Genomic DNA, 24,660 nt, shown 5'->3' with positions numbered 1-24,660 from the left:
AAGGGGGCTGGCCCCCTTCTTTACCGTTTGCCGTAATACAGACCCACGACATGCTCGGCCTGCGCAAAGAACAGCCAGCGCGAAACTGCAACGCCTGCCACATGCGACAGCGCAGCCAGAAGAGCGAAGAAGTGGTTGAACGGCAGGATCAGCAGGATGACCGGCAATAGGAAGGCCAGCACAAACGAGATGACCCGCAATTTGTCCGCATGTTTCCTGCCAACCACGTGGACAAATTCGCGCAGAAGATAGTTTGTACCTGTATGTGGAGGCTCAAACGCACGCACCGCCCCGCGCTGCCCCAAACCCGTAGCGGTGCCAAGGTTTGTTCCTGAGTTCGCAAATGCCTTATCCCCTTGCCACCAGTAAAATGTCTGCGCAACGGCAGCGACCACCAACAGAGGGACGGCAAGGCTGACCTGACCGGCCAGAAGCGAGCCACCGGCAAGGCTGAAGCTCAGAAACATGATTGGTGTCAGTTTCATGTTCCAACGTGGGATTGTCTTGAGCTGGGTGTAGATCATTGAGGTGGTGAAAACTGTTGCCAGCGAAAACAACGCGCCAAGGACGCCCAGAACACCCCAACGCTGTCCAAAGAAGACGGCGCCCAGCGCGTAGAAGCCCAGAAGAATCAAGGCGATCACTGCGCACCAACCCTCACGGCTGAGCCAGCTTGACCGCCATTGGGTGAATGCTTTCCACGCACGTTCAGGATGGCCCAGGTGAAAGGTCGAGGCCATCAGCCCGCCCACCGACAGGCCAAAGGCCATGGCATAGAATACGAAGGCCACCCACCCGGTGACATCCGGCATCCCAAGGCCCAGAAAAAACAGCAGCCCAAAGCCCAGACCGGACAAGGTAGTGAAGATAATGACAGATGGGGCCGGATGCATCAGAGCTTCTCCAGTGTCTTGTCGAGCCAACCCAGAAAGCCCTTGGGCTCTTCGGCTACCGGGGCCAGAAGGGGCGCGAGAATGTCGACCTGGTCCTCGATCTGATCTTTAGGGCGAGGTGGCAGGTATTTGTTAACGGGCTTGGTGCCCATTTCAGGCATCAGATCCATGCCACCACGTTCGGCGACCAATTTGCTGACATCGCTATCTGCGTCGCCCAGATCACCGAAATGGCGGGCTCCGGCGGGGCAGGTCCGCACACAGGATGGCACGCGGTCCACTTCGGGTATGTTCTCGTTATAGATGCGATCCACGCAGAGGGTGCATTTCTTCATCACGCCCTCGGCCATATCCATCTCACGCGCGCCGTAAGGGCAGGACCAGGCGCAAAGCCCGCAGCCGATACAGTCGCTTTCATTGACCAATACGATACCGTCCTCGACCCGCTTATAGCTGGCCCCGGTGGGGCAGACGGTGACGCAGGGCGCGTCCTCGCAATGGAGGCAGGATTTGGGGAAGTGGATCAGCTGGGCGTGACCCTGTTCGGGTTGGACCTCGTAGGAATGTACCCGGTTTAGGAAGGTGCCGGACGGGTTGCCGCCATAAGCGTCCTGATCCGACAGGGGCGCCCCGTAGTTTTCGGTGTTCCAGCCTTTGCAGGATATCACACAGGCATGGCAGCCGACACAGGTGTCCAGGTCGATGACCAGACCCATTTTCTTGTCTGTGGATTGGGGGAGCTGGGTCATTTTCCTACCTTCCACGCCAGATCTTTTGGTCCGGTGCCGACCGGTGATTTGATCGGTTTGAATTCGGGCTGGCTTTCTGCATCCGAAGGTGGCGCCGCCTTTTCGATCCTGACCTTCAGGTCGAACCAAGCCGCCTGACCTGTAATCGGATCAGAATTGGCCCAGCGCATTCCATCGCCTTTTGACGGCAGCAGTTCGTGGATCAGGTGGTTCAGCAAAAAGCCTTTGGTGGCCTCTGGTGCGTCTTCCTGCAGGGCCCAAGCACCTTTGCGTTTGCCGATGGCATTCCAAGTCCAGACAGTATTTTCATTCAGCGCGGCCATCTCCATGACCGGAACAGTAATTTCCCCGTGCGGAGACATCACTTTGGCCCAGTCGCCGTCCTGCATCCCGTGTTCGCGCATCAGTTTGGTTGGCACATAAAGCGGGTTGCGCCCGTGTAGCTGGCGCAGCCAGGCGTTTTGGGTGCCCCATGAGTGATACATCGCCATCGGGCGCTGAGTCAGGGCATTGATTGTGAAACCTTCATTGCCCTGCTGATCGGTTTCGTACCAGATCGGCAGCGGGTCCATGGTGTCCTTGAGGCGCTGGCGCAGATTTTCCGGGGGCTGGCGGTCGCCATGACCCTCGGCGGCCAGTTGGAATTTGCGCATCGGTTCTGAGTAGAGCTGGAACAGATAGGGTTGCGGGCTGTCGTAGATACCCATCCCCACTGCCCAATCCTGATAGGCAGCGTTCCAGGGTTTGTAGTAATCCGCCCCTTCGGGGATATGCGCGACGTAGAAGCCGCCATTTTCGATGTAGCGATTTAGCTGGTCGGGGTTGACCTCGCCACGACCTTCTTTGTCGCCATTTTCGCCTCGAAACCCGGCCAGCGGGCCAATACCGGGTTTTCGCTGATGGTTAACGATATAGTCAGCGTAGTCTTTCCACTTCGGCGTACCGTCTTCGTTGGTAAAGCCTGGCAAGCTCATGCGGTTGGCCAGTTCCACCAGCACCGACTGAAAGCCTCGCACGTCGCGGTCGGGCTCGATCACCGGCCAGCGGATTGCGTCGGCGGCGGCGTCTGCCTCGCAGATCGGGCGGTCGAGCAGCGAGATGCAGTCGTGCCGTTCAAGATAGGTGGTGTCGGGCAGGATCAAGTCGGCATAGGCCACCATTTCCGAGGAATAGGCATCGGAATAGATGATGTTTGGGATGACATATTTGCCGTCTTCGGTCTTGGCGGTCAGCATCTCCATCACACCTTTGGTGTTCATGGAGGAGTTCCACGACATATTCGCCATATACATGAACAGCGTGTCGATCTTGTAGGGATCACCGGCGGCGGCGTTTGAGATTACCATATGCATCAGCCCATGGGCTGACATCGGGTTTTCCCATGTGAATGCTTTGTCGATCCGTTGGGGAGTGCCGCAGTCGTCCAGCAACAGGTCTTCGGGCCCGCGGGGGAAGCCTAGATGGGGGCCTTCCAGGGGTCTGCCGGGGCGGCGGTCGCCATGCGGGGTTGGGTGTGCCTCGACTGGTTTGGGATAGGGCGGTTTGAAGCGGAAACCGCCTGGAACTTCGACGGTGCCGAGGATGATCTGCAGCACGTGCAGCGCGCGGCAGGTCTGGAACCCGTTGGCATGGGCCGAGATGCCACGCATGGCGTGGAAGCTGACCGGGCGACCGATCATCTTAGCATGGGTTTCGCCGCGGAAATCGGTCCATTCCTGATCCAGCTCGATCGCCTCGTCAAAGGCGACGCGGGCGATTTCCGCCGCGATGGCGCGAATGCGACTGGCCGGGATGCCACAGCGGTCAGCCACGGCCTCAGGGGCGTGCTCGTCGCTTAGGTATTTCTCGGCCATCAGGTGGAAAACCGGGCGATGGGTGACGCCGTCCTTTTCGTAAGTAGCCGACAAGTCCGGGCGCACGCCCGGCTTGTCGAACGCAGTGAGTTCGCCTGTGGCCCGGTCGATCACCAGCGGTTTGCCGTCACTATCGCGCAAGAACAGACCCTTCTCGGGGCCTTCGGATGCGTTCACCAGAACAGGCGCGTTGGTATAACGGCTGAGGTAATCCAGGTCGATCTTGCCGGCCTTCATCAGCACATGGATCAGCGACAGGATGAACAGCCCGTCGGTGCCGGGCGTAATCCCGACCCAGTCATCGGCGACGGCGTTATAGCCTGATCGAATCGGGTTCACACCGATCACCCGTGCGCCGCGTGCCTTGATCTTGCCGATGCCCATCTTGATCGGGTTGCTGTCGTGGTCTTCGGCTACGCCGAACAGCATGAATAGCTTGGTGTGGTCCCAGTCGGGCTGGCCAAACTCCCAAAACGCGCCGCCCATGGTGTAGATGCCGCCTGCGGCCATGTTGACGGAACAGAAGCCGCCATGGGCCGCATAGTTTGGGGTGCCGAAATTCTGAGCCCAGAAGCTGGTGAAGCTTTGGCTTTGGTCGCGACCGGTAAAGAAGGCCAGCTTTTGCGGCGCTGTCTCGTGCAGCTCATTCATCCAGCCGACGGCTGTGCTGATCGCTTCGTCCCACTCGATCTCGCGGAACTCGCCCGATCCGCGCGGGCCGACACGGCGCAGCGGTTTGCGTAGGCGCGACGGCGCGTTAACCTGCATAATGCCCGCGGACCCTTTGGCGCACAGAACGCCTTTGTTCACCGGGTGGTCTCGGTTGCCCTCGATATAGGCGACCTTGCCGTCTTTCATGTGAACGTTGATGCCACAGCGACAGGCGCACATGTAACAGGTGGTCTGCCGGATCTCGTCCGAGACTTTGGGCGAGGTGTCAATCACTGGCTGGTTCATAGGCGCCCCTGTAGTTTGCAGACCGGTATTCCCCCGAGTATTGCCGGGAACCGGAATAAAATTTGTTTTTCACGGACTTGTCGAGACTTATATTCCGTTTTCGCCATGTTGTGCTTGAACAGCAGTCACGGCGATCATGTGAAGGATGTCCTCTGCCGTACAGCCGCGCGATAGATCATTTGCCGGCTTGGCCAGGCCTTGTAGGACTGGCCCGATTGCCTCAACCCCTCCGATGCGCTGTGCGATCTTATAGCCCAGATTGCCCGCATTCAGGCTGGGGAAGACAAAGACATTTGCTTCGCCCTTCAGTGGCGAATCCGTCGCCTTTTGCGCCGCAACCTCGGGGACAAAGGCGGCATCGAACTGCAGCTCTCCGTCGATCAGAAGGTTCGGATCTTTTTCACGTGCGATCCGGGTTGCCTCGACGACCTTGGATACTTTTGGGTGTTCGGCGCTTCCCGAGGTGGAAAAAGACAGCATCGCCACACGCGCCGTGTTTCCAGTCAAAGCTGAATAGGATGCGGCTGATGCGCGGGCAATTTCCGCCATTTCTTCGGCGTTTGGATCCACCACCAGGCCACAATCGGCAAAGATGCGCGCGCCTTTGACCTCGTGATGATCCTGACAGAACAGCATGAGAAAAAAGCTGGATACCATTGTTGTACCCGGCGCTGTTCCGATGATCTGCAACGCCGCGCGAACTGTGTCAGAGGTGGTTTCAACCGCTCCGCCCACGGTGCCGTCAGCGATACCCTGATGCACCAGCATGGCGGCAAAGGTCAGCCTGTTGGTGATCTGTTGCACTGCCTCTTCAAGGGTCATGCCCTTGTGCTTGCGGCGATTAAACAGCGCTTCAGCCAGTTCCGGGGTGATTGAGGAATGCGCCGGGTCAAGAATGTCTATCCGAGTGGGATCAAATCCTTCATGCGCATCCAGAAGGGCCGAAATTTTGGCCCCGTCGCCGATCAAGATGATCCGTGCAACGTCCTCTTTTACGGCCCTGACCGCACCTTCCACGACGCGGGGATCATCGCCCTCTGACAGGGCGATGATCTTGTCCGACGCGCTGGCCGTCCCGAGAATGGCGCGCAGCGGTTTCACGCGGATTATACCCCCGCCTGCGGTTCCATGTCGTCATTGCTGATGCCTGCCACCGCGACCGGTTTCTTCATTGCGTCCCGACGGAAGGGCTCGCCCAGTTCCTGGTTGATCATGGCTTCGATCAGCGTGGTGATCCCATTCTTCTGATCCTCAATGGCCTGATTCAGGGCTGCAGTCAGCTCGTCCTGTGTGCGGGCCACGACACCTTTCAGGCCACAGGCCTGAGCGATACCGGCATAGGACACTTTGGTGTCCAGTTCGGTTCCGACAAAGTTGTCGTCGAACCACAGGGTCGAGTTGCGCTTTTCAGCACCCCACTGATAGTTGCGGAAAACGATCTGGGTGACTGCGGGCCATTCATCGCGGCCGATTGCGGTCAGTTCGGTTACAGCAATACCAAAGGCGCCGTCACCCGAGAACCCAACGACAGGCACATCCGGGCAACCGATCTTGGCACCCATGACAGATGGCAATCCGTATCCACAGGGGCCGAACAGCCCGGGGGCAAGATATTTGCGGCCCGCTTCAAAGGATGGGTAGGCGTTGCCGATGGCACAGTTATTGCCGATGTCGGACGAGATGATCGCCTCTTTCGGCAGGGCTGCCTGAATGGCGCGCCACGCCATGCGCGGGCTCATCCAGTCGGGCTTGGCTGCTCGGGCGCGTTCGTTCCAGGTTGTGCCCGGATCGTCCTGCTCGTGGTCCATCGAAGTCAGTTCCTGCGCCCAGCGTGACTTGGTTTCCGCGATTTTCGCTTTGCGTGCATCGCGTCCTTCGTCACCTGCGGTGTCTGACAGCTGTGCCAGGATATTGGTTGCAACAGTGGCTGCGTCGCCAACAATACCGACAGATACCTTCTTGGTCAGGCCAATGCGGTCGGGGTTAATGTCAACCTGAATGATCTTTGCATTCGCCGGCCAGTATTCCATACCATAGCCAGGAAGAGTCGAGAACGGGTTCAGGCGAGTGCCGAGACACAGAACCACGTCTGCTTCTTTTATCAGCTCCATAGCGGCTTTCGAGCCATTGTAACCCAGCGGGCCAGCAAACAGCGGGTGCGAGCCCGGGAAGGCGTCATTGTGCTGGTAGCCAACACAAACCGGGGCGTCCAGACGCTCGGCCAGTGCTTTCGAGGCTTCGATGCCGCCCGCAGACAGAACCGTGCCCGCACCGTTCAGGATGACAGGGTTCTTGGCATCCGACAGCAGCGCGGCGGCTTCGGTAACGGCTGATGCGCCGCCAGAAGGCAGTTCAAATTCAACTACGGCAGGCAGTTCGATATCGACAACCTGAGTGAAGAAATCACGTGGAACATTGATCTGTGCCGGTGCCGAGGCGCGCTTGGCCTTGGTGATAACGCGGCTCAGAACTTCGGCCATCCGCGAAGGGTCGCGTACTTCTTCCTGGTAGCAGACGCAGTCCGCGAACATGCGCATTTGTTCCATCTCTTGGAAACCGCCCTGACCCATGGTCTTGTTTGCGGCCTGAGGGGTCACAAGCAGCAGCGGGGTGTGGTTCCAGTAGGCGGTTTTGACGGCAGTAACAAAGTTGGTGATCCCCGGTCCGTTCTGCGCGATCATCATCGACATTTTGCCGGTGGCGCGTGTGTACCCGTCAGCCATCATCCCGCCCGAGCCTTCGTGTGCGCAATCCCAGAACGTAATGCCAGCTTTTCCAAAAATATCCGAGATCGGCATCATCGCCGAACCGATGATCCCAAACGCATGCTCGATCCCGTGCATCTGCAGAACTTTTACAAAGGCCTCTTCGGTGGTCATTTTCATCTGATTTGTCTCCGCGGATTTGTGGATGAAGCCGGACGATCAGCCCAGCCTTTGGGTACGGTTGTGGCCCAAGGGACGGAATGGCGTTAGGTCCAAAACGAAATGCGGATTAGGTCCAGACGCGGGCTACTGCGTTTGGATGGCATCCGCGATCAGCTTCACGCCCGGAGCGATGCGGTCGGGCGCGATGGATGAGTATCCGAGCCGATAGAAGTTCTGTGGCCTATCCGGCCCTGCGAAAAACGGTGCACCAGGCTCGATGTGAACGCTTTGGTTTTGCAGGCTGCGTGCCAGCTGGGACATGTCGACATGTTCGGGGGCGGACATCCACATCGAAGATCCGCCCATCACACCGCGCCCCGCCACCGACAGCCCGTATTCGTCGATAGCCTTGTCCATTGCCTCCCGCCGCTTGGACAGCTCTTTGGACATGCGCCTGATCTGTGCATCGTAATGTCCCAGAGACAGAAAATACGCTGCCGTGCGCTGAATGTGGCCCGGCGGGTGGCGCAGCACCAAAGAGCGCAGCGCGCGCGCCTCGCGGATAAACGGCTCGGATCCAACCATGTAACCAAGGCGCAATCCAGGGAACAGCGATTTTGAGAAGCTGCCCACATAGATGACACGTCCATCCCGGTCCATGGACTTCAGCGCGGGTGAGGGCGCCCCCAGAAACGCCATTTCGAATTCATAGTCATCCTCGACCACCATTGCGTCCAGATCCCGGGCACGATCCAAAAGTTGGCGGCGACGGGTGATCGGCATTGTTGCGGTTGTCGGGCTCTGATGGCTGGGCGTGGTGAAGATGACATCCGTTTCATCGGGCAGCGCCTCGGGTGGCAGGCCATCCTTGTCCACGCCAATGGGTACGACCGCGCAGTCCCAATGGTTCAACAGGCTGCGCAGCGCATAGTAACAGGGGTCTTCGATGACGGCGGTGTGATTGTGAGTCAGCAGAATGCGCGACGCCAGCCAAAGTGCGTTCTGAGCCCCCAGTGTGATCAATATTTCTTCGGGGCGGGCCGAGATTCCACGGCGGGGCAGAGTGTGGCGGGCGATGAACTCGATCAGCAACGGATCGTCCTGATCGACATAGTCGCGGGTCAGCGATTCGAAATCCTTGTGCCCCAATGCCCGCACTGCACATAGCCGCCAGTTGGCATGATCGAACAGGGTTCGGTCCGCCTGACCATAGATAAAAGGATAGGTATAGTCCCGCCAATTCCAGGGCTTGGGCAACACATCCGAATCTACAAACCGGCGGGCCAGCGCCTTGTCCCAATCCACGGTCTCAGTGCCCCGTTGGATGGGCGTGTATTTAGGCGGTACTGGCGCATTTTCCGACACATAATACCCAGATCGGCCCCGGGCGGTCAGGTAGTCATTGGCCAACAGCTCGGTATAAGCCAACGTCACGGTGATCCGGCTGACACCCAGATGCGTGGCCAGTTTACGCGACGAGGGCAGTTTTTCTCCGACATGGAAACGGCCTGACAGGATGCCTTCTGCAATCATCTGCTGAATCTGGGCCTGCAAGGTGCCTTGCCCATTCAGCTCTAGAAAGAACGTATCAACTGATATCCCCATAAGACCTTATAGAGTGGCCTTATTGATTGAGCAATCTGGACTCACGCTCTTTTCACGAATTCTGATCAGAATTTGTTGACGGTAGCTTTCAATACCTCTATATAACTAGAAATCTAGTTTACTGGAGTTGTGGATATGTGGGAAACCGCTGCAGCAGGATTTTCGGCGATGGGGTCAGAGGCGCGACTGAAAGTCCTCAAGACACTCGTTCGCGCCGGAGAGGCCGGGCTCACCGTAGGTGAAATCCAGGAGAGAACCGGCATTGCCCCGTCGACGCTGGCCCATCACCTCCGGTTTCTTGCGGCCGGTGATGTTGTCGAACAGGAAAAGATCGGGCGCACCACGATCAACCGTGCCCGGTATGACCATCTCAGAAACCTCGCGCAGTTCATTCTGTCGGAATGTTGTGCGGACGAAACTGGAAAGGCGGCAAACGATGGCTGACCTTACTCAGAGCCCTCGGGCCCCGTTCAAAGCTGTCTTCGACCTGATCAAAACCCCATGGGCGGTGATTGTCGCCATTCTGATCGCGGTGGCGATACTCGACCCTGGGAATCTAACGGAAGTGATAACATTTGCCGGCAAGGCACTGGCCCATACCGGCCAATATATTCTGTTTGCTGTGCTGCTGTTGTCATACCTCAAGGCCACCGGTGCCGAAGTCATGGTGGCCCGAGCCTTTGAAGGCCGCGAAACGCGGATGATCCTTTTGGCTGCCCTATTTGGCGGGTTGGCCCCATTCTGTTCCTGCGAGGTCATCCCGTTCATTGCTGGTTTACTGGCGCTTGGGGCGCCACTGTCTGCGGTTATGGCGTTCTGGCTCAGCTCTCCGCTGATCGACCCGCCGACGCTATTGATTACGGCTGGCGCATTGGGATGGCCCTTTGCTATCGGAAAAGCCGTAGCCGCAGTGGCACTTGGCCTGTTTGGCGGATTCGTCGTGCGCACCATGACGCGCAGCGGTGTGTTGACCCAACCTTTGCGGAACTACCAACCAACTGGATGCGGCAGTTGTGGACCTAAGCAAGAGGACAAACCGGTCTGGAAATTCTGGCATGACCCTGCGCGCCGGAATAGATTTCGTAGCGAGTTCTTTCGAAACGGCCTGTTCTTGTTGAAATGGCTGGCGCTTGCCTATGTTCTCGAGGCGTTGCTGATCAATTATGTACCCGCTGATCTGATCGCACGCGCGGTCGGAGGAGACGGCGTGTTGCCCATAATCATCGCGGCACTTGTTGGGATGCCGGCCTATCTGAACTCATACGTCGCGCCGCCGCTATTGGCAGGTCTGATGGAGCAGGGGATGAGCGCCGGGGCAGCAATGTCCTTTATGATCGCGGGAGCGGTCAGCTCGATCCCGGCCATGGCTGCGGTATGGTCGCTGGTCAGGCCGAAAGTGTTTGTGACCTATCTGGGCCTGGGGATAGTCGGCGCAGTGATCGCAGGGATCATCTTTCAGATGATCTGAAGGAAAAACCGCCCGGTGTGGACACCGGGCGGTTTTGCTTTGTCAGCTTGCTTCGCAATAGCGCGGAAGTTTGAAGCGATACCTTGGTTCACCGCTTTCCACATAGACCCGCTTTTCGACACAGGCGCTTTGGCCGACGGTCTGGGAAATCGGGGCCTCGGTCGAAGTGATCGACGTCGCGGACCCGTCGGGCAAACGTACCGAGGCAATCACCCCGTTCTTGAGGTCGCCGTTGATAGCGGTGGCGGACAGAACCGGGACGGTCATGAAGGCTTCGTGTTCATGCGTGCCGTCGTCGTTCAGCAACAGCAGGGCTGCGGCAACCGCGATAACGCCTACGACACCGAACACGAGCAGGCCCCAGGTTCTTAGGAAGGCATAGATTGTCACGGCGCGGTGTGGGCCAAAAATGGCAGACAGTATGTTCAGCATCAGAGTCTCGTCAAAAAAGCCCCGGCCAGTTTGACCGGGGCTGTCTGCGTATCAGAAACGCGGATCGCTTTCGTCTTCATCCTCGGCCTCGCCTTTGGGCAAGTTGAAGAAACTGTCGGCGTCGATGATCGGCTCTTCTTTCTCCTCGGGGGAGTCATCAGACAACGAGAAGGTCTCGAGACCCTCGATCGCCGTTGGAATTTTGGGCGCTGCGTCCATTTCCAGTGACTGTTCGGTCGAAACCAGCTTGCGGCGCTCATCATCGCTCATGACGCCACCTTCAGCGGCTTTCTTGGCGGCGGCTTTCTGCACGATTGCGTCCAGCTCGGACTGTTTACACAAGCCCAGAGCGACGGGGTCAATCGGTTGCATGTTCGAGATGTTCCAGTGCGTCCGCTCGCGGATCGATTGGATGGTCGGCTTGGTGGTGCCGACCAGCTTGGCAATCTGACCGTCGCTGAGTTCGGGGTGGAACTTGACCAGCCACAGGATCGAGTTCGGACGGTCCTGACGCTTGGACAGCGGGGTATAGCGCGGGCCACGACGTTTTTCCTCGCCACTGGCGGCGGGGTTGAACTTGAGCTTCAGCTTGTGCAGCGGGTTGCCCTGCGCCACGTCAATCTCTTCCTGCGTAAGCTGGTTGTTGGCGATCGGGTCGAACCCTTTGACGCCAGCGGCCACGTCGCCATCGGCGATGCCCTGCACTTCCAACTCGTGCATTCCTACGAAATCCGCGATCTGCTTGAAGCTGATCGTTGTGTTGTCTACTAGCCATACGGCTGTTGCCTTGGCCATAAGCGGTTTTGCCATCAGCCCGTCTCCTATGCATACATCTTTCCCGTCGCCGGAATTCGGCGGCCCCGTGATCTTGGGGCAGGTTTCCGTTGTCGGGGAACTTGGGCTGTATATAGTCGCGGCAGGGCAAGAAGGGAAGAGGCGAATGCGCTGGCTGGTTCTATGGGTTTTCAGTGCAATGACGGTGCTTGCCGAGGGTGAAAAACCGGGGGCGTTCGACTACTATGTCCTGGCACTTAGCTGGTCGCCGAACTGGTGCGCGCGCGAAGGCGACGCGCGTGGGTCCGATCAATGCGATGTGCGGCATGATCACGGCTGGATTCTACACGGGCTTTGGCCGCAATTCCATCAGGGCTGGCCATCTTATTGCCGCACGGCCGAGGCCCCGCCGACGCGAACCATGACCCGTGAAATGGAAGATATTCAGGGCAGTTCCGGCCTTGCCTGGCATCAGTGGAAGAAGCACGGCACCTGCTCGGGCCTTAGCGCTTCGGACTATTACACCTTGTCGCGGCAGGCCTATGGGTCGGTCGAGCGTCCAAAGGTGTTCCGCCAGTTGGACACATCTGTAAAACTGCCCGCATCTGTCGTGGAAGAAGCGTTTCTAAAGGTCAATCCGGGCCTGGAGCGCGACATGATCACCGTCACCTGCAAACAAGGCTATATCGAAGAGGTGCGCCTGTGCCTGTCGCGCGAACTTGATCCGGTGCCGTGTGGCCGGGATGTGATCAAGGACTGCGCGGCCAAAGACGCGCTTTTTGATCCGATTCGTTAGGGTTTGCGGTAAAGGCGAGATGGTGGGTAATCGCAACTTCTACGTTGTTGCCACCGCATCCTGTTCAATAGCCAGATCGTGCCGAGGCTAAGGCCTACCTTGCTATTCCAAAGTCCTCAGGGCCACTGCGATACCATAAAGCTAGTCGGAATTGCGTTTCGGTTTTACTTCGGAATGGAACGCGCGCATGTTTCCCTTTTGGCGTGCGGCTGCCCGCCAGAGTTTCTTTCGCGCATCGCCCGGCTCTAGATGCGCGTATTCACCGCCGGAAAACTTGGGCCAGTCCAGAGCCAGTCCAAGTTTAACCAATTCTGCGGCGACATCAGTACCATCTGGAAGCGTGCACTTGGCGACGATCCGATCGTAGGAAACCTCTTCTTTGATTTCGGCTGTGATCACCATGCCTTTGCACATCTTGATCAGCGCAAACTTGGATTTCTTGCCCCAGGGATGCTCAAGCTCGGGCGCATCGATTCCGGCAACCCTGATCTTGGTGCCGCTTATCACGATCGTGTCGCCGTCGATTACGTGGCACTTGCCTTTGAGAGTCCGTGTGGTTGGATAAGCCGAGGGCGGCTGCTTTGACGGAACCGGCCGTGCTCTGGTGATCGCAGGTCTTTTAGTTGGTTGGAAGGGCACCACCCTGGATCGTTTGCGCGATGATCCGAACAGGGCCCTCAATATATATCTCAACATATGAAAAACGCATTCTAAATCTGCTTAATCGATGCGTAGAATGTTAGGCTGGATACAGTATTTGTGTAAACTTGATATTTGAATTCGACCAAGTGTCGAAGCTCAACTACAACTCCTTCCGCGCCCTCAGCGCCGCCGTAATCGTCCCGTCATCCAGGTAGTCCAACTCGCCGCCAATCGGCACGCCCTGCGCCAGCGAGGTCAGGCGCACCTGCCCGTCCAGTTGATCGGCTATATAGTGCGCGGTGGTCTGGCCATCGACAGTGGCGTTCAGCGCCAGAATGACTTCGGTGATCCCCTCGGCTGTGACCCGATCCTTGAGGCGAGGAATGCGCAGCTCATCCGGGCCGACTCCATCTAATGCCGACAAGGTGCCGCCCAGCACGTGATAGCGGCCTTTGAAAACCGCGGCGCGTTCCATCGCCCAAAGGTCGGCGACGTCTTCGACGACGCACAGCTCTCCGGTCGCGCGGACTTCGCTATCGCAGATGTCGCAGATATCCGAAGTGCCTACATTGCCGCAATTCAGGCACTCACGGGCAGTGATGGCAACCTGTTGCATCGCGTCCGCAAGCGGTGTCAGCAGAAGGGCGCGTTTGCGGATCAAATGCAGCACTGCGCGACGGGCCGAACGTGGGCCGAGGCCTGGCAGTTTGGCCATCAGGTCGATCAGATTGTCGATATCGCTGTTCGAACTCACTGCGCTTGCTCCTGCATAAGGGCCGGGCAGTTGGGCCCGGCCGGTATTTCGTCAGGAGTGCCTATCAGAACGGCAGCTTGATGTCTGCGGGCAGGCCCATACCTTCGGTCAGCTTAGCCATCTCAGCCTGCGACCGTTCTGCGGCCTTGGCCTGAGCATCTTTGACGGCGGCCAGGATCAGGTCTTCGACCACTTCCTTGTCGTCGCCGTTAAAGATTGACGGGTCGATATCGAGACCTTTCAGCTCTCCCTTGGCCGTGGCTGTTGCCTTGACCAGCCCTGCACCGGATTCGCCGACAACCATGATGGTATTCAGCTCTTCCTGCATATCCGTCATCTTGGTCTGTAGATCCTGCGCGGATTTCATCATCTTGGCCATGTCACCCAGGCCGCCGAGTCCTTTGAGCATCGGTATTCTCCTAATATCCGGTTTGACGCCTAAATACGGGCGCGGTCGGCGCGGCACAAGGGCCGAGCTGGCTCCCGCCCGTCGTCAAGGCCTTTCCTCCCGTTGGGCCCGGGAGGTTTCCAGTTGGGTCAGATGAGACGGTTTCAGTCTTCCTCGAACGGGTCCCATTCGTCTTCGACCTCGGGCAGCGCCTCGGTTTCCACTTTGGCGGCACGTTCTTCCGGTGTTTCAATCCGCTTGATGCGTGCCTTCGGAAATTGCATGAGCACCGCCTGAACCAACGGGTGTTTCTCAGCCTCTGCTTTCAACGCCAGCTCGGCGGCGTCTCGAATCTCGGCGATGGTCGCAACCTCACCATCGGCTACAATCGACACAGCCCAGCGGTTGCCAGTCCATCGTTGCAGCGACGAACCCAGTCTCGCTGCCAGATCTGTGGGTGCGTTTTGTGTCGGGGTGAATTCGATCCGCCCCGGTTGGTAAGAAACCAGCCGCACCCCGTTTTCGACCTCGACCAGAAGTTTCACATCCCGATTGGTGCGGATCAATTCAACCACGTGGTCAAAACTCGGATACCGTGCCAGCGCCGATTGGATATCATGGGCCAGAGCGGCCGACGGCGCGCCGGCGGGGCTGCTAGTTGCGGACACGTAAGAAGATGATGCCGCTGGTACCGGAGCCTGAGAGGGCACGGCCATACCACCGCCCGGACCACCATTCGGAGGCGGTGGCGGGTTGTCCTGCAGGCGCTTGATCAGCTCTTCGGGGCTGGGCAAGTCGGCAACATGGGTCAGGCGGATAACGGCCATTTCAGCAGCCATCATGGCATTTGGCGCGGCCGATACCTCTTCCAGCGCTTTCAGCAACATCTGCCACATCCGGGTCAAAACGCGCATTGGCAGGGCCTCGGCCATTTGCTGACCACGGGCACGTTCATCAGGGGAAACCGTCGGGTCCTCGGCTGCGTCTGGCGTGATCTTCACAACCGAAACCCAGTGCGTGATTTCGGCCAGGTCACGCAGCACGGATAGCGGATCGGCCCCTTCGGCATATTGCCCGCCCAATTCAGTCAGCGCGCTTGCTGCATCCCCTCGCAGGATCATTTCCATCAAGTCCAATACCCGGCCCCGGTCGGCCAGACCCAGCATCGCGCGCACCTGATCGGCGCTGGTTTCACCGGCCCCATGGCTGATTGCCTGATCCAGCAGCGAAGTTGCGTCGCGCGCCGACCCTTCGGCCGCGCGGGTGATCAGCGCCAGGGCATCATCCGCGATCTGTGCCTTCTCAGCCGCTGCGATCTTATTGAGCAGGCCAATCATGTCCTCGGGTTCGATCCGGCGCAGGTCAAATCGTTGGCACCGCGACAGAACAGTCACCGGGACTTTGCGGATTTCGGTCGTGGCAAAGATGAACTTCACATGCGCAGGAGGTTCTTCCAACGTCTTGAGCAGCGCGTTGAACGCGCTGGTCGAAAGCATGTGAACTTCGTCGATGATGTAGATCTTATAGCGCGCACTGGCGGCACGATAGCGCACCGAGTCGATGATTTCGCGAATGTCATTTACGCCGGTGCGGCTGGCGGCGTCCATCTCCATCACATCGACATGGCGGCCTTCCATGATGGCGACGCAATGTTCGCACTGGCCGCAGGGTTCGGTCGTGGGCTTGCCTTGCCCATCAGGACCGATGCAGTTCATGCCCTTGGCGATGATCCGGGCCGTGGTCGTCTTACCGGTGCCGCGGATGCCAGTCATGATGAAGGCTTGCGCAATCCGGTCGGCCTCGAACGCGTTTTTCAGCGTGCGCACCATTGCGTTCTGACCGACGAGGTCAGCAAAAGTTTCCGGGCGGTATTTCCGCGCGAGAACCTGATAGGCGGGGCTGGGCGTGTCGGTCATGTCTGCTCTGTTGGATTCGTGTCAGGTTTGCAGCGTAGAGACCCCCGCCGTCCGCGTCCACCGCGCGCGAAAAGGAATTTCGTTTTGGCAAGTTGCATCAGAGCCGGTAAATCATGAGGGGCCTCAGCCCCATGTGGTGATGCAGGAAAAGGAGCTGTGTTGGAGAGTTTTGCAATTCACCCTCTTGGATTGGGCAAAGGGCAGATCGCTCTGTGCCCACTGCCGGGTGTCACGGGCGATTATGCTGGAGATTTCGCAGTAATCCGAGATTGGGCGCCGGACCTGGTCATCTCGATGACTACTCTGGATGAGTTCCAGCATTCCGGCGGGTTGTCATTCGAGGCGGACCTGCAGTGCGAACGAATTGCCTGGGTCCACCTTCCGGTCTCCGATTTCGGCGCCCCCACGCCTGAGGTTGAGGCGCTTTGGCCGCAAGCCAGCGCCGCCGCCCAACATGTCCTTGCCAGTGGCGGCAAGGTGCTGGTGCATTGCCGCGGTGGGTGCGGTCGCTCGGGGATGGTTGTGATGCGGCTAATGGTGGAATGCGGCGAAGCGCCTGGCCAAGCGCTTCGGCGGTTGCGTGCGGTGCGGCCCTGCGCGGTGGAAACCGACGCGCAAAAGGACTGGGCCGGGTTGCCGGCCCGAACCCTTCCCTGAATCAGGCAGACACTTGATACGGAATACTGTCGCTGCGCGGCGGCAGAGTCGAAACGTCGAGCATCGCACAGGGTGGTTCTGACAGAAAACCAGCGGATTTCTGGATGAACTCCGGCCCGAACATCATGTCGCCATAGGCGTCCAGCATTTCTGTCGGCGTGTCCGTGCTGGTGCCGCAATAGACCCTGATCTGTTCTGATTGGGCCCGAAAACGGGCCGTGCAGCCTTCGGTGCAATGGGTCAGATCGCTAGTGCCTTCGACCTCGAATGTTTTGGATGCTGCAGGCGTTGCCGTCGCCATCGCCTCGGCCATGGCGCGTGCCATTCGGGCCAGGGCGGGGCAGGGTTTCCCGGTCCTCTGACAGACGGTTGCGGTGAATTCATGTGTCTTTGTCTTCCAGATCATAATGCGCCCTCCGCGCGCAGGACGAAGGGTGAGGATCAGGTGTGACAGCGCGCTGACGACCTGCCCGGACACCCCGCCCGAGTTTCGGTTTCGATACGATGGCAGGTCTCCTGACTTGCGGGTCGTCGCTTTGCCGACCTTCCCAGCCCTGGGGCCAGTGGTATTTCGGCATTGCTCACCGCTTACAGTTGCGGGGGCAGTCGCGGAGTTGGCCCTTTCCGACATCGCCGGGGCAGACCGCACCGTGTTCCCTTTTCATCCCGCCCCAATTCCGGGGCAAGAACCATCACCACATCGCTAGCGGCTATGCAGACCCCGAGTCAAGCCACCTGTTGGGGTGCAAACCGGACGTTTGGTCATCTTGATGAAATCTTGACTCTGGTGGCCGAAATCGGGCCGATTGTTGAGTGAACCGAGTAGTTCAGAACTTGTCGGAAGCGCCATGCTTGATACCACGCCCTGCGTCCAGACTAAGGACTTTGACTTTGCCTCATGCTCTGCCAGCCTGTCGGCACGGCTGTATCTGCCTGCAACCGAGCCGAAGATCGCCGTGGTGATTCACAGCGCAACTGCAGTGCCGCGCGAATATTACCAGCATTTTGCCCGTTGGCTGGCCGCCGAACAGGGTATGGCCTGTCTGACCTATGACTACAGCGATTTCGGGCATTCGCTGCGCGACAAACTCAAAACCTCTGAGGTGACCATGGCGGATTGGGCCTTGGTCGACATGCCCGCCGCACGGGCTGAGATGCGCAGGCGGTTCCCGGACGCTTTGCAGTGGAGCATCGGTCATTCCCTTGGCGGCTTGCTGGGGCCGGTGCAGCCAGACATTGATCAGATCGACCGGATGATCTGTGTATGTTCGGGGCTGGTTACTCTGTCCGACCATCCCTGGCCCTATCGCGGGCTGGCGTGGATGTTCTGGCATGTGCATGGGCGTCTGGCAGTGAATGCGCTGGGCTATCTGCCGGGCAAAGCGGTGGGGATCGGTGCCGATTTGCCTGGTCCGGTCTATTGGCAATGGCGTAGCTGGTGCACGGCGCCGCAGAATTATGTGCCGCAGATCGGTGACGCTCTGCCCGAAGCGAGATGGGCGCAATCGAATACGCCGGTGGACCTGTTCACCTTCGAGGACGACCAGATGGTGCCGCCAGACGCTGTCTGGCGGCTTGCCGATCTGTATGGACCAAAGGCGCGGCGACATCTGTTGTCTCCGAATGAATTCGGAGCGCCTGAGATCGGTCATATTGGCGCTTTTGCCCGCAGAAACCGGGCGGTTTGGCCCCGGTTGATTGCCTGAAAACGAGGCGCCTTTCTGTCACGCTCAGTGTCTGCTGCGGGACTTTTTGTCATTCATGACGGATCGCACCATTTTGCCAAAGGCTTTGTCACGTGCCCGTGACTGCGCGAGGGTTTCGGAATTCCTCTGATCTTCGCGCCGAAGCTTGTGCCAGCGCGCCAGCCGGTCGGGCTCAAGCACGCCATTGGCAATCGCCTCCTGCACAGCACAACCGGGTTCGGCCTGGTGCTGGCAATCTGAGAACCGGCACCTTGCAGCCAATTCAAGAAGGTCTGAGAAAACCTCATCCACGCCGTCTTGGGCTTCCATCAAACGCAGGGCGCGCATTCCTGGCGTATCAATCAGCCACCCCCCGTTTCGCATCGGGTGAAGCGCACGATAGGTCGTGGTGTGGCGACCCCGTGCGTCATCCTCGCGGATCCCCGCCGTTGTCCCGGCCTGACCAGTCATGGCGTTCGCCAATGTGGTTTTGCCGACACCGGATGAGCCGACCAAAGCAGCAGTTTGCCCGGCAGGGCACCAGGACAGGATCGGATCAATCTCTGACGCCTCCAGCGCGTTGACGGTTAGAACGGTCAGAAACCGAACCAGCGAACTGGCCTGACTGGCATAGCTCTCTGGGTCAGGGCAGCTGTCGGCCTTGGTCAGGACAACAACCGGATAGCACCCGGCCTGATGCGCCAGTGCCAGATAACGTTCAAGCCGGGCCAGATTGAAATCGGCATTGCAGGAACTGACGATATACAGCACGTCCACATTCGCCGCGATCAGCTGAACCTGCGCACCGGTGCCTGCGGCCCGGCGTTGCAAGAGGCTTTTGCGCTCCAAAAGATGCCGAATGCGGTTTTGATCATCCGCAAGGATCCAATCGCCAACCGCAAATTCGCCGGTTGATCGGTCAGGGGTCAGATCAGATGTGTCGCCCAGCGCATTCAGGCCGATCAGGCGATCACGATGGACGGCGTTGATGCGATGCGGTGTGCAGGTAGGGTTCACAGCATGTTGGGCTGCAAAATGAGAGGACCATCCCAGGTCCGAAAGTGTTTTGGACATTGTTCTGCCTGTGTTCAGATACAGGAAACCATCAGGGTGGCAGACGCGCACCCATCGGTAACGTGTTCAGGCAAGAGCGGGGGTTAGTCCCGGAAACGCTCTGCCCGAAGGGTCATTGCTACAATCATAAAGTCCCTCCTGCGGCAGTCGTTGCGCGTAAGTGAGAGGTTGGACATCGACCCAAGCGGGGCTCGTTGTGGCTGCTTCCTTCCGGATCTGACCAGGTTGGCGAGGCGCTCGCCCGCGCCAACCTCTCGAGGGTGGATATAGGCAGTTGGCCGGAAAAACACAACCCGTCAGAAGGTCAGAAGAATCCGTAAAAAGCCATTTTCGTCGGTTCCAAGGACTTGTGGATCAAATTCCTGAATGTCCTGCAGAAGTCGGTGGGCATTTGGACCGGTGCGTAAGATCGCCTGCGTACCAGTGTTACTGGTGATTCTGAAGGGTTTCTGGGCCTCTTCCAGCGGATCGCTGACCAAGGTGCCTGACAGATAATCCAGCAGGGCTTGCTGGACCGGCAGGATGGGCATGTCGATACGTTGCGCATTACCCGCAAATGGGAAATGCCCGCCCCCGCTGGCGCGATAATTGTTAAGCGCGACGGCAAATTGCTGATCCGGTGCAATGGGGGTGGCACCGACCAGAACTTCTGAAACGCGCCGGTTTTCGGCGTTGATCAAGGTGCCCATATCGTCGAAACGCGGAGGTTGTGTCAGATCAATTCTGCAGGACAGCCCGTATAGCACATCAAAGTTGTGACCCACCCGATTTTCGCAAATAAGTTCGGATGCAGATCCGGTCGAAATCTGGTTGAAAACAGCTGCGGACATCTCAAGCCAGTCCACGATTTGGTCACCGGATACAATGACACCCTGCAATTCGTTTGGAAAAACATGCAGGTCAACCACGTTACGCAGGAATATCTCGCCAGGCTTAACATCCGTATAGAATCGCGGCCCGGCCCGACCGCCGAATTTCGAAGGTGAAACCGCCGATAAAATCGGAATGTCTGCCAGGTCGGTTTCGGACATACACAGACGTAACGCGGCAGCCTGGGCGGCGGCGACCAGCCTCAGTCCACGGTCCTCGGTGCAAAAGCTGAAATAGCTGTGCAGATGGTGCGGGGTGCGGCCGACCGGCTGGCCCGCTCGCCTGCGGGTTTCGGCATGACCAGAGGAAAACAGATGCAACAATTCCGGATCTTCGGGCGCCAGTGATACGATTTCGTCGGGACGCCCCGCAGATATCGGTCGCAGCGCCGCCCGGGCTTCGCCAGCGGTCCAGCCGCCGCGCTCTGCCGAGTGAAGTTTCAAGTCGATCACCCCCAGATGTGATCCGGCCGTTCCGGGTAGGACAACTGGTTTGCCATGCACCAGAGTGTTTTCAGAGCCGGCCTTGACGGGATAGGTCAAATGGGAATGACCAGCAATTATTGCGTCGATACCTTCGATTTCGGCCAGCGGAATAATCGCGTTTTCCATATTCCGTTGTGACCTGTCCGGTCCGAAACCGGTATGGGCCAGCGCGATGATCAGGTCGCAATTTTCGTCTTTGAGCTTTCTGACTTTGTTTGCCGCACAAGTCAGGATGTCCTGAGTGGTAAGGGTGTCGTGCAGCTTGTGCGCCTCCCATTGCGCTGTCTGAGGCGGGAGGACCGAAAAAACCCCAATTTTCAAGGCCATAGGTGTCGGCGAGCCAGGGATCTCTTTGTGCAAAATGACATGATCTTGCCAGATCTGAGGCCCATTCGTGCGCAAGGCGTTGCTGCTGAGCACAGGGCAGGGGGCGTCAGAGATAACGTGCTGTAAGAATTGAAGCCCGAATCCGAAGTCGTGGTTTCCCAGGCCAATCGCGTCATATCCCAGGCTGCCGAAGGCCTGCATCAGGATGTGCGGCGCATTGGCGGGATCGGCAGCCCAATCCCCCAACGGTGTACCCTGCAGAGCGTCTCCGTTGTCGAAGAGCAAGACGATATCTCCGTCTGCCTCAGCCTCGTTCCGCGCCTGCCGGATCAGGCTGGCCGTTCGGGTCAATCCGATCGTAGGTTCGTCTTGATCCGCGTAATAATCAAAACTGCACAGGTTCATGTGCAGATCGGTGGTCGCCAAAATCCGGATACTTACAGACTGATCAGACAAATGCGAAATTGTTTTTTATACTCTACTTTTGGCAGTTTTATGAATAACAACTTCAACAAAAAGCATAGTAAGTGCAAATTTTTTTATGCACTTGCGGTAATTTGACGGGATCGCCTCGGTTTTCGGTCGTGGAATTGTCGTTGCAACACCGAAGCTGTCATGGCAGCCCTGTGCAGGCGAACCAGAGGAATTTAAATGAAGAACGCGGAACAGGTAACGTTTGGTGGATCAGGGCTGGATCGTGCCGCACATCTTCGCGGAGACGTCGACACGATGGCAGCAGCGCGAGCACATCCGAAAGCGAAATGCCTGTTGCTGTGGCGCGGAAAGCTGCTGGTTCAAGGAGAGGCCCTTGATCAACTCTGCTTGTTACCTGTCTTGCATGAGCTGATCGCAAATGGTCCCGGTGGGATCGTCCCAGCGCCAGTATTGCTTGGTCTCTCGGATGAAGTTCCGGTTTTTGCCTTTGATATATCCGATTGGATGCCCGAGGGCGTTGACCTGTCCGAGCTTGGGGCATTCTTCGACCGATCAGAGCAACAGCACCCGGATTTGCCTGAAGGTCAGGTTTTTGTCGAATTGCGCCGCATCATGGCGCGCCTTTCCCCACGTGATGCCGAACTTTCGGCTTCCGCCAAGGCGGTCATCGCCTGGCATGAAACCCATAGGTTTTGCGCCCGTTGCGGCGCCGCCAGCGAGATGTCGCAAGCAGGATGGCAACGCAGTTGCCCGTCGTGTGGGGGGCAGCATTTCCCACGCACCGACCCGGTCGTCATCATGTTGATCACATTTGGGAATTCGGTGCTGATGGGGCGATCCCCGGGATGGCCTGAAGGCATGTATTCGCTACTGGCCGGATTTGTCGAACCCGGAGAAACGCTGGAAGCGGCGGTGCGCAGAGAGGTGATGGAAGAGGCCGGTGTCCCCGTCGGGCAAGTAACCTATCTTTCCAGCCAGCCCTGGCCCTTTCCGGCGTCACTGATGTTTGGCTGTTCAGGCGAGGCATTGTCGCAAGAAATCACTATAGATCCGGTTGAAATCGAAGACGCTATATGGGTGAATAAGGCTGAAATGATGCAGGTCTTTGCTGGGGAACATCCCAGCCTTCTGCCCGCGCGCAAAGGCGCGATTGCGCATTTTCTGCTGCAAAACTGGCTTGCAGATACGCTCGACTGACAAAATACTGGGCGAATAGGCAAGAGAACGATAACCCACCATGCAATTCTCCGCACGTGAAGATATTCAGGCCCCTGTCAACGCGGTGTTCGAAATGTTTGCGGATTTCGAACGGTTCGAGCGGATGGCAATGCGCCGCGGGATCGAGGTCCGGCGTTTGTCAGGGCATATGGGCGTTGTGCCCGGTACATCCTGGGAGACCGAGTTCCGTATGCGCGGAAAGCCCCGGCGCGTGGAAATCAATATGGCCGAATGTGATCCACCGACCCATATGCGGTTCGAGGCGGCAAGCAAGGGAATGAATGGCTCAACCAGGGTCGAGTTTCTGGCCCTGTCGCAACGTAGAACCCGGCTGACCGTGGATATGTCGCTATCGGCCAAATCCCTGCCTGCACGGCTGTTGCTGCAATCGCTCAGATTGGGTCAGTCGCGGTTCCGGCGACAGTTTCAGGCCCGCCTCAGCGAATTCGCGCGGGAAATGGAAGAACGTCATCTGCACGGTTCTTGAGAATTCCGAGACAAGAGGCCCTGAATGTCTGATGTGATATTGCGCAGCGCTGTTGTGGATGACGCCAAAGGTATTTCCGAGGTCCTGCAAGAGATCGTGACCGCCGGTAAGCGCACCAAACCCAGCGATGAGAGTTTTGCCAAAGAGCATTACATCAGCCACTGCGGCAGCATCCAATGCACCGTGGCGGTGCAGGGTTCACAGGTATTGGGCTTTCAGGCGCTGATACTGGCCGTCGACGGAAACACTTATGGCGTAACAGCCGGTTGGGGCATCATCGGAACACATATACGCCCGTCAGCCGCGCGCATGGGGGTCGGGCGGGCCCTGTTTCAGAAAACGCTGCTGGCGGCCCGAGCCGCAGGTCTGCCTGCAATAGACGCGACCATTGGAGCGCAAAATGCCGAAGGCCTGGCCTATTACGCGGCCATGGGATTTGTCGGTTACCGGTCACATGAAGGTGCGGTGTGCAAGAAATACCAGTTAGCCTGAGCTAGCCGCGCGGCTGGACGGCTGGATACACGCCCAGAATCTCAACATTGGTGGTGAAATGTTCCAGCTCTTCCAGGGCCAGTTGTACATTGCGGTCATCTGGGTGCCCGACAATATCCGCATAGAACTGCGTGGCCGTGAACGACCCGTCGACCATATAGCTTTCCAGCTTGGTCATGTTGACACCATTGGTGGCGAAGCCGCCCATCGCCTTATACAGCGCGGCCGGGATGTTGCGGACCTGAAACACAAAACTGGTGATCATCCCATGCGCCCCGCGCCGCGACAGATCCGCGTCGCGTGACATGATCAAAAAGCGCGTGGTGTTGTCGTCGCTGTCCTCGATATGGCGGGCCAGGACGTTCAGGTTATAGATCTCTCCGGCCAACTCGCTGGCCAGCGCAGCAGAATGCAGTTCGGCGGCCTCGGAAACCTCGCGCGCGGCGCGGGCATTGTCCGGGCTGACGCGTCCCTGAATGCCGTGCTGCTTCAGGAACCCAGCGCATTGTGGCAGCAGCACCAGATGCGAATGCGCTTCGGTGATGTCGCTCAGCTTGGCACCGGGGACGGCCAACAAATTGATGTGTACGCGAACAAAAGCTTCATCGATGATATGCAACCCGCTATGGGGCAGCAGGCGGTGAATATCGGCCACCCGCCCATAGGTCGTATTTTCGACCGGAAGCATCGCCAGGTCTGCTTTGCCGGACCGAACTGATTCGATCACATCCTCAAATGTGCGGCAGGGCAGGGCCTCCATATCGGGACGAGCGTTTCGGCATGCCTCGTGGCTATAGGCACCGGGTTCTCCCTGAAATGCGATACGTTTTGTCATT

The 24,660-nt window shown here is 58.3% G+C and carries 24 protein-coding genes, 1 other RNA gene and 1 riboswitch; of the genes, 8 read left to right on the top strand and 17 right to left on the bottom strand.

What is annotated here, in order from left to right:
* Positions 1-20: 20 nt before the first annotated feature.
* The 6 genes from AC2FH8_RS12755 to pdxR all read right to left on the bottom strand — a co-directional run bounded on the left by AC2FH8_RS12755 (position 21) and on the right by pdxR (position 8,924).
* Positions 21-893, bottom strand: coding sequence for a dimethyl sulfoxide reductase anchor subunit family protein (locus AC2FH8_RS12755; protein ID WP_142637012.1), 873 nt, complete (start codon positions 891-893; stop codon positions 21-23).
* On the bottom strand, positions 893-1,642 hold the full coding sequence (locus AC2FH8_RS12750; RefSeq protein WP_142637011.1) for a 4Fe-4S dicluster domain-containing protein: 750 nt from the start codon (positions 1,640-1,642) through the stop codon (positions 893-895). The genes AC2FH8_RS12755 and AC2FH8_RS12750 overlap by 1 nt, the downstream gene beginning before the upstream one ends.
* Positions 1,639-4,452, bottom strand: coding sequence for a molybdopterin oxidoreductase family protein (locus tag AC2FH8_RS12745; protein WP_496689910.1), 2,814 nt, complete (start codon positions 4,450-4,452; stop codon positions 1,639-1,641). Before AC2FH8_RS12745 ends, AC2FH8_RS12750 begins: the two co-directional genes overlap by 4 nt.
* 87 nt (positions 4,453-4,539) lie before the next feature.
* Positions 4,540-5,553, bottom strand: a complete 1,014-nt coding sequence (gene pta / locus AC2FH8_RS12740) for a phosphate acetyltransferase (RefSeq protein WP_281995400.1) — start codon at positions 5,551-5,553, stop codon at positions 4,540-4,542.
* 5 nt (positions 5,554-5,558) lie between these two features.
* Positions 5,559-7,337 carry a sulfoacetaldehyde acetyltransferase gene (gene xsc, locus AC2FH8_RS12735; RefSeq protein WP_496689909.1) on the bottom strand — a complete coding sequence of 593 codons (1,779 nt, stop codon included), beginning with the start codon at positions 7,335-7,337 and terminating at the stop codon, positions 5,559-5,561.
* Positions 7,338-7,463: 126 nt separating this feature from the next.
* Positions 7,464-8,924 carry a MocR-like pyridoxine biosynthesis transcription factor PdxR gene (pdxR, locus tag AC2FH8_RS12730; protein WP_281995399.1) on the bottom strand — a complete coding sequence of 487 codons (1,461 nt, stop codon included), beginning with the start codon at positions 8,922-8,924 and terminating at the stop codon, positions 7,464-7,466.
* 135 nt (positions 8,925-9,059) lie between these two features.
* Here pdxR and AC2FH8_RS12725 point away from each other — a divergent pair, with 135 nt between their 5' ends.
* Together AC2FH8_RS12725 and AC2FH8_RS12720 are read left to right on the top strand one after the other, a co-directional pair.
* A complete protein-coding gene (locus AC2FH8_RS12725; RefSeq protein ID WP_142637001.1) occupies positions 9,060-9,368 on the top strand; it encodes an ArsR/SmtB family transcription factor in 309 nt (102 codons plus the stop codon).
* Positions 9,361-10,392: a permease gene (locus AC2FH8_RS12720; protein ID WP_271949736.1), complete on the top strand. Its 1,032-nt coding sequence runs from the start codon at positions 9,361-9,363 to the stop codon at positions 10,390-10,392. Before AC2FH8_RS12725 ends, AC2FH8_RS12720 begins: the two co-directional genes overlap by 8 nt.
* 42 nt (positions 10,393-10,434) lie before the next feature.
* On the opposite strand, the gene AC2FH8_RS12715 is transcribed toward AC2FH8_RS12720, so the two are convergent.
* Both AC2FH8_RS12715 and AC2FH8_RS12710 read right to left on the bottom strand, forming a co-directional pair.
* The gene (locus tag AC2FH8_RS12715) at positions 10,435-10,824 is read right to left on the bottom strand and encodes a hypothetical protein (protein ID WP_142636997.1); all 390 of its coding nucleotides are present in this window, start codon (positions 10,822-10,824) and stop codon (positions 10,435-10,437) included.
* A gap of 51 nt (positions 10,825-10,875) precedes the next feature.
* Positions 10,876-11,634, bottom strand: a complete 759-nt coding sequence (locus tag AC2FH8_RS12710) for a DUF1013 domain-containing protein (protein WP_142636995.1) — start codon at positions 11,632-11,634, stop codon at positions 10,876-10,878.
* A gap of 130 nt (positions 11,635-11,764) precedes the next feature.
* Here AC2FH8_RS12710 and AC2FH8_RS12705 point away from each other — a divergent pair, with 130 nt between their 5' ends.
* The gene (locus AC2FH8_RS12705) at positions 11,765-12,394 is read left to right on the top strand and encodes a ribonuclease T2 family protein (protein ID WP_281995463.1); all 630 of its coding nucleotides are present in this window, start codon (positions 11,765-11,767) and stop codon (positions 12,392-12,394) included.
* 141 nt (positions 12,395-12,535) lie between these two features.
* Here AC2FH8_RS12705 and AC2FH8_RS12700 read toward each other — a convergent pair whose 3' ends face one another.
* From AC2FH8_RS12700 to AC2FH8_RS12685, 4 genes are all read right to left on the bottom strand, one after another.
* The gene (locus AC2FH8_RS12700; protein ID WP_281995398.1) at positions 12,536-12,901 is read right to left on the bottom strand and encodes a thermonuclease family protein; all 366 of its coding nucleotides are present in this window, start codon (positions 12,899-12,901) and stop codon (positions 12,536-12,538) included.
* Between the two features lie 295 nt (positions 12,902-13,196).
* Positions 13,197-13,790 carry a recombination mediator RecR gene (recR, locus tag AC2FH8_RS12695; RefSeq protein ID WP_142636989.1) on the bottom strand — a complete coding sequence of 198 codons (594 nt, stop codon included), beginning with the start codon at positions 13,788-13,790 and terminating at the stop codon, positions 13,197-13,199.
* 64 nt (positions 13,791-13,854) lie between these two features.
* The gene (locus AC2FH8_RS12690; RefSeq protein WP_142636987.1) at positions 13,855-14,199 is read right to left on the bottom strand and encodes a YbaB/EbfC family nucleoid-associated protein; all 345 of its coding nucleotides are present in this window, start codon (positions 14,197-14,199) and stop codon (positions 13,855-13,857) included.
* A gap of 143 nt (positions 14,200-14,342) precedes the next feature.
* Positions 14,343-16,094, bottom strand: a complete 1,752-nt coding sequence (locus AC2FH8_RS12685; RefSeq protein ID WP_496689908.1) for a DNA polymerase III subunit gamma/tau — start codon at positions 16,092-16,094, stop codon at positions 14,343-14,345.
* 156 nt (positions 16,095-16,250) lie between these two features.
* Here AC2FH8_RS12685 and AC2FH8_RS12680 point away from each other — a divergent pair, with 156 nt between their 5' ends.
* Positions 16,251-16,751 (top strand): protein-tyrosine phosphatase family protein, encoded by a 501-nt coding sequence (locus AC2FH8_RS12680; protein ID WP_496689907.1) that lies wholly within the window; start codon positions 16,251-16,253, stop codon positions 16,749-16,751.
* Between the two features lies 1 nt (position 16,752).
* Here the strand turns inward: AC2FH8_RS12680 and AC2FH8_RS12675 are convergent, their stop codons facing one another.
* Entirely contained in the window at positions 16,753-17,157 is a 405-nt protein-coding gene (locus AC2FH8_RS12675) for a hypothetical protein (protein WP_271949778.1), read from the bottom strand.
* A gap of 83 nt (positions 17,158-17,240) precedes the next feature.
* Positions 17,241-17,460: riboswitch (cobalamin riboswitch) on the bottom strand.
* A 139-nt stretch (positions 17,461-17,599) separates the two neighbouring features.
* On the opposite strand from AC2FH8_RS12675, the gene AC2FH8_RS12670 reads away from it, so the two are divergent.
* Positions 17,600-18,457, top strand: coding sequence for an alpha/beta hydrolase family protein (locus tag AC2FH8_RS12670; protein WP_271949780.1), 858 nt, complete (start codon positions 17,600-17,602; stop codon positions 18,455-18,457).
* 24 nt (positions 18,458-18,481) lie between these two features.
* Here AC2FH8_RS12670 and rsgA read toward each other — a convergent pair whose 3' ends face one another.
* The 3 genes from rsgA to AC2FH8_RS12655 all read right to left on the bottom strand — a co-directional run bounded on the left by rsgA (position 18,482) and on the right by AC2FH8_RS12655 (position 21,648).
* On the bottom strand, positions 18,482-19,510 hold the full coding sequence (rsgA, locus tag AC2FH8_RS12665; RefSeq protein WP_496689906.1) for a ribosome small subunit-dependent GTPase A: 1,029 nt from the start codon (positions 19,508-19,510) through the stop codon (positions 18,482-18,484).
* 158 nt (positions 19,511-19,668) lie between these two features.
* An RNA gene (gene ffs / locus AC2FH8_RS12660) (signal recognition particle sRNA small type) lies at positions 19,669-19,767 on the bottom strand.
* Between the two features lie 39 nt (positions 19,768-19,806).
* Positions 19,807-21,648: a 5'-nucleotidase C-terminal domain-containing protein gene (locus AC2FH8_RS12655; protein ID WP_496689905.1), complete on the bottom strand. Its 1,842-nt coding sequence runs from the start codon at positions 21,646-21,648 to the stop codon at positions 19,807-19,809.
* Positions 21,649-21,843: 195 nt separating this feature from the next.
* On the opposite strand from AC2FH8_RS12655, the gene nudC reads away from it, so the two are divergent.
* The 3 genes from nudC to AC2FH8_RS12640 are packed head-to-tail and all read left to right on the top strand — an operon-like array spanning position 21,844 to position 23,824.
* Positions 21,844-22,824, top strand: a complete 981-nt coding sequence (gene nudC / locus AC2FH8_RS12650; protein WP_496689904.1) for an NAD(+) diphosphatase — start codon at positions 21,844-21,846, stop codon at positions 22,822-22,824.
* A gap of 40 nt (positions 22,825-22,864) precedes the next feature.
* Complete coding sequence (locus tag AC2FH8_RS12645) at positions 22,865-23,332, top strand: SRPBCC family protein (protein WP_142636970.1); 468 nt, start codon at positions 22,865-22,867, stop codon at positions 23,330-23,332.
* A gap of 24 nt (positions 23,333-23,356) precedes the next feature.
* Entirely contained in the window at positions 23,357-23,824 is a 468-nt protein-coding gene (locus tag AC2FH8_RS12640; protein WP_496677811.1) for a GNAT family N-acetyltransferase, read from the top strand.
* A gap of 1 nt (position 23,825) precedes the next feature.
* Here AC2FH8_RS12640 and AC2FH8_RS12635 read toward each other — a convergent pair whose 3' ends face one another.
* Complete coding sequence (locus tag AC2FH8_RS12635; RefSeq protein WP_142636966.1) at positions 23,826-24,659, bottom strand: prephenate dehydratase; 834 nt, start codon at positions 24,657-24,659, stop codon at positions 23,826-23,828.
* Between the last annotated feature and the right edge of the window lies 1 nt (position 24,660).

The sequence above is a fragment of the Ruegeria sp. CDSC025 genome (genome assembly GCF_059610805.1).
The sequence above is the reverse complement of the archived record's forward strand: the minus strand, read 5'-3'. Positions and strand labels throughout refer to the sequence as shown.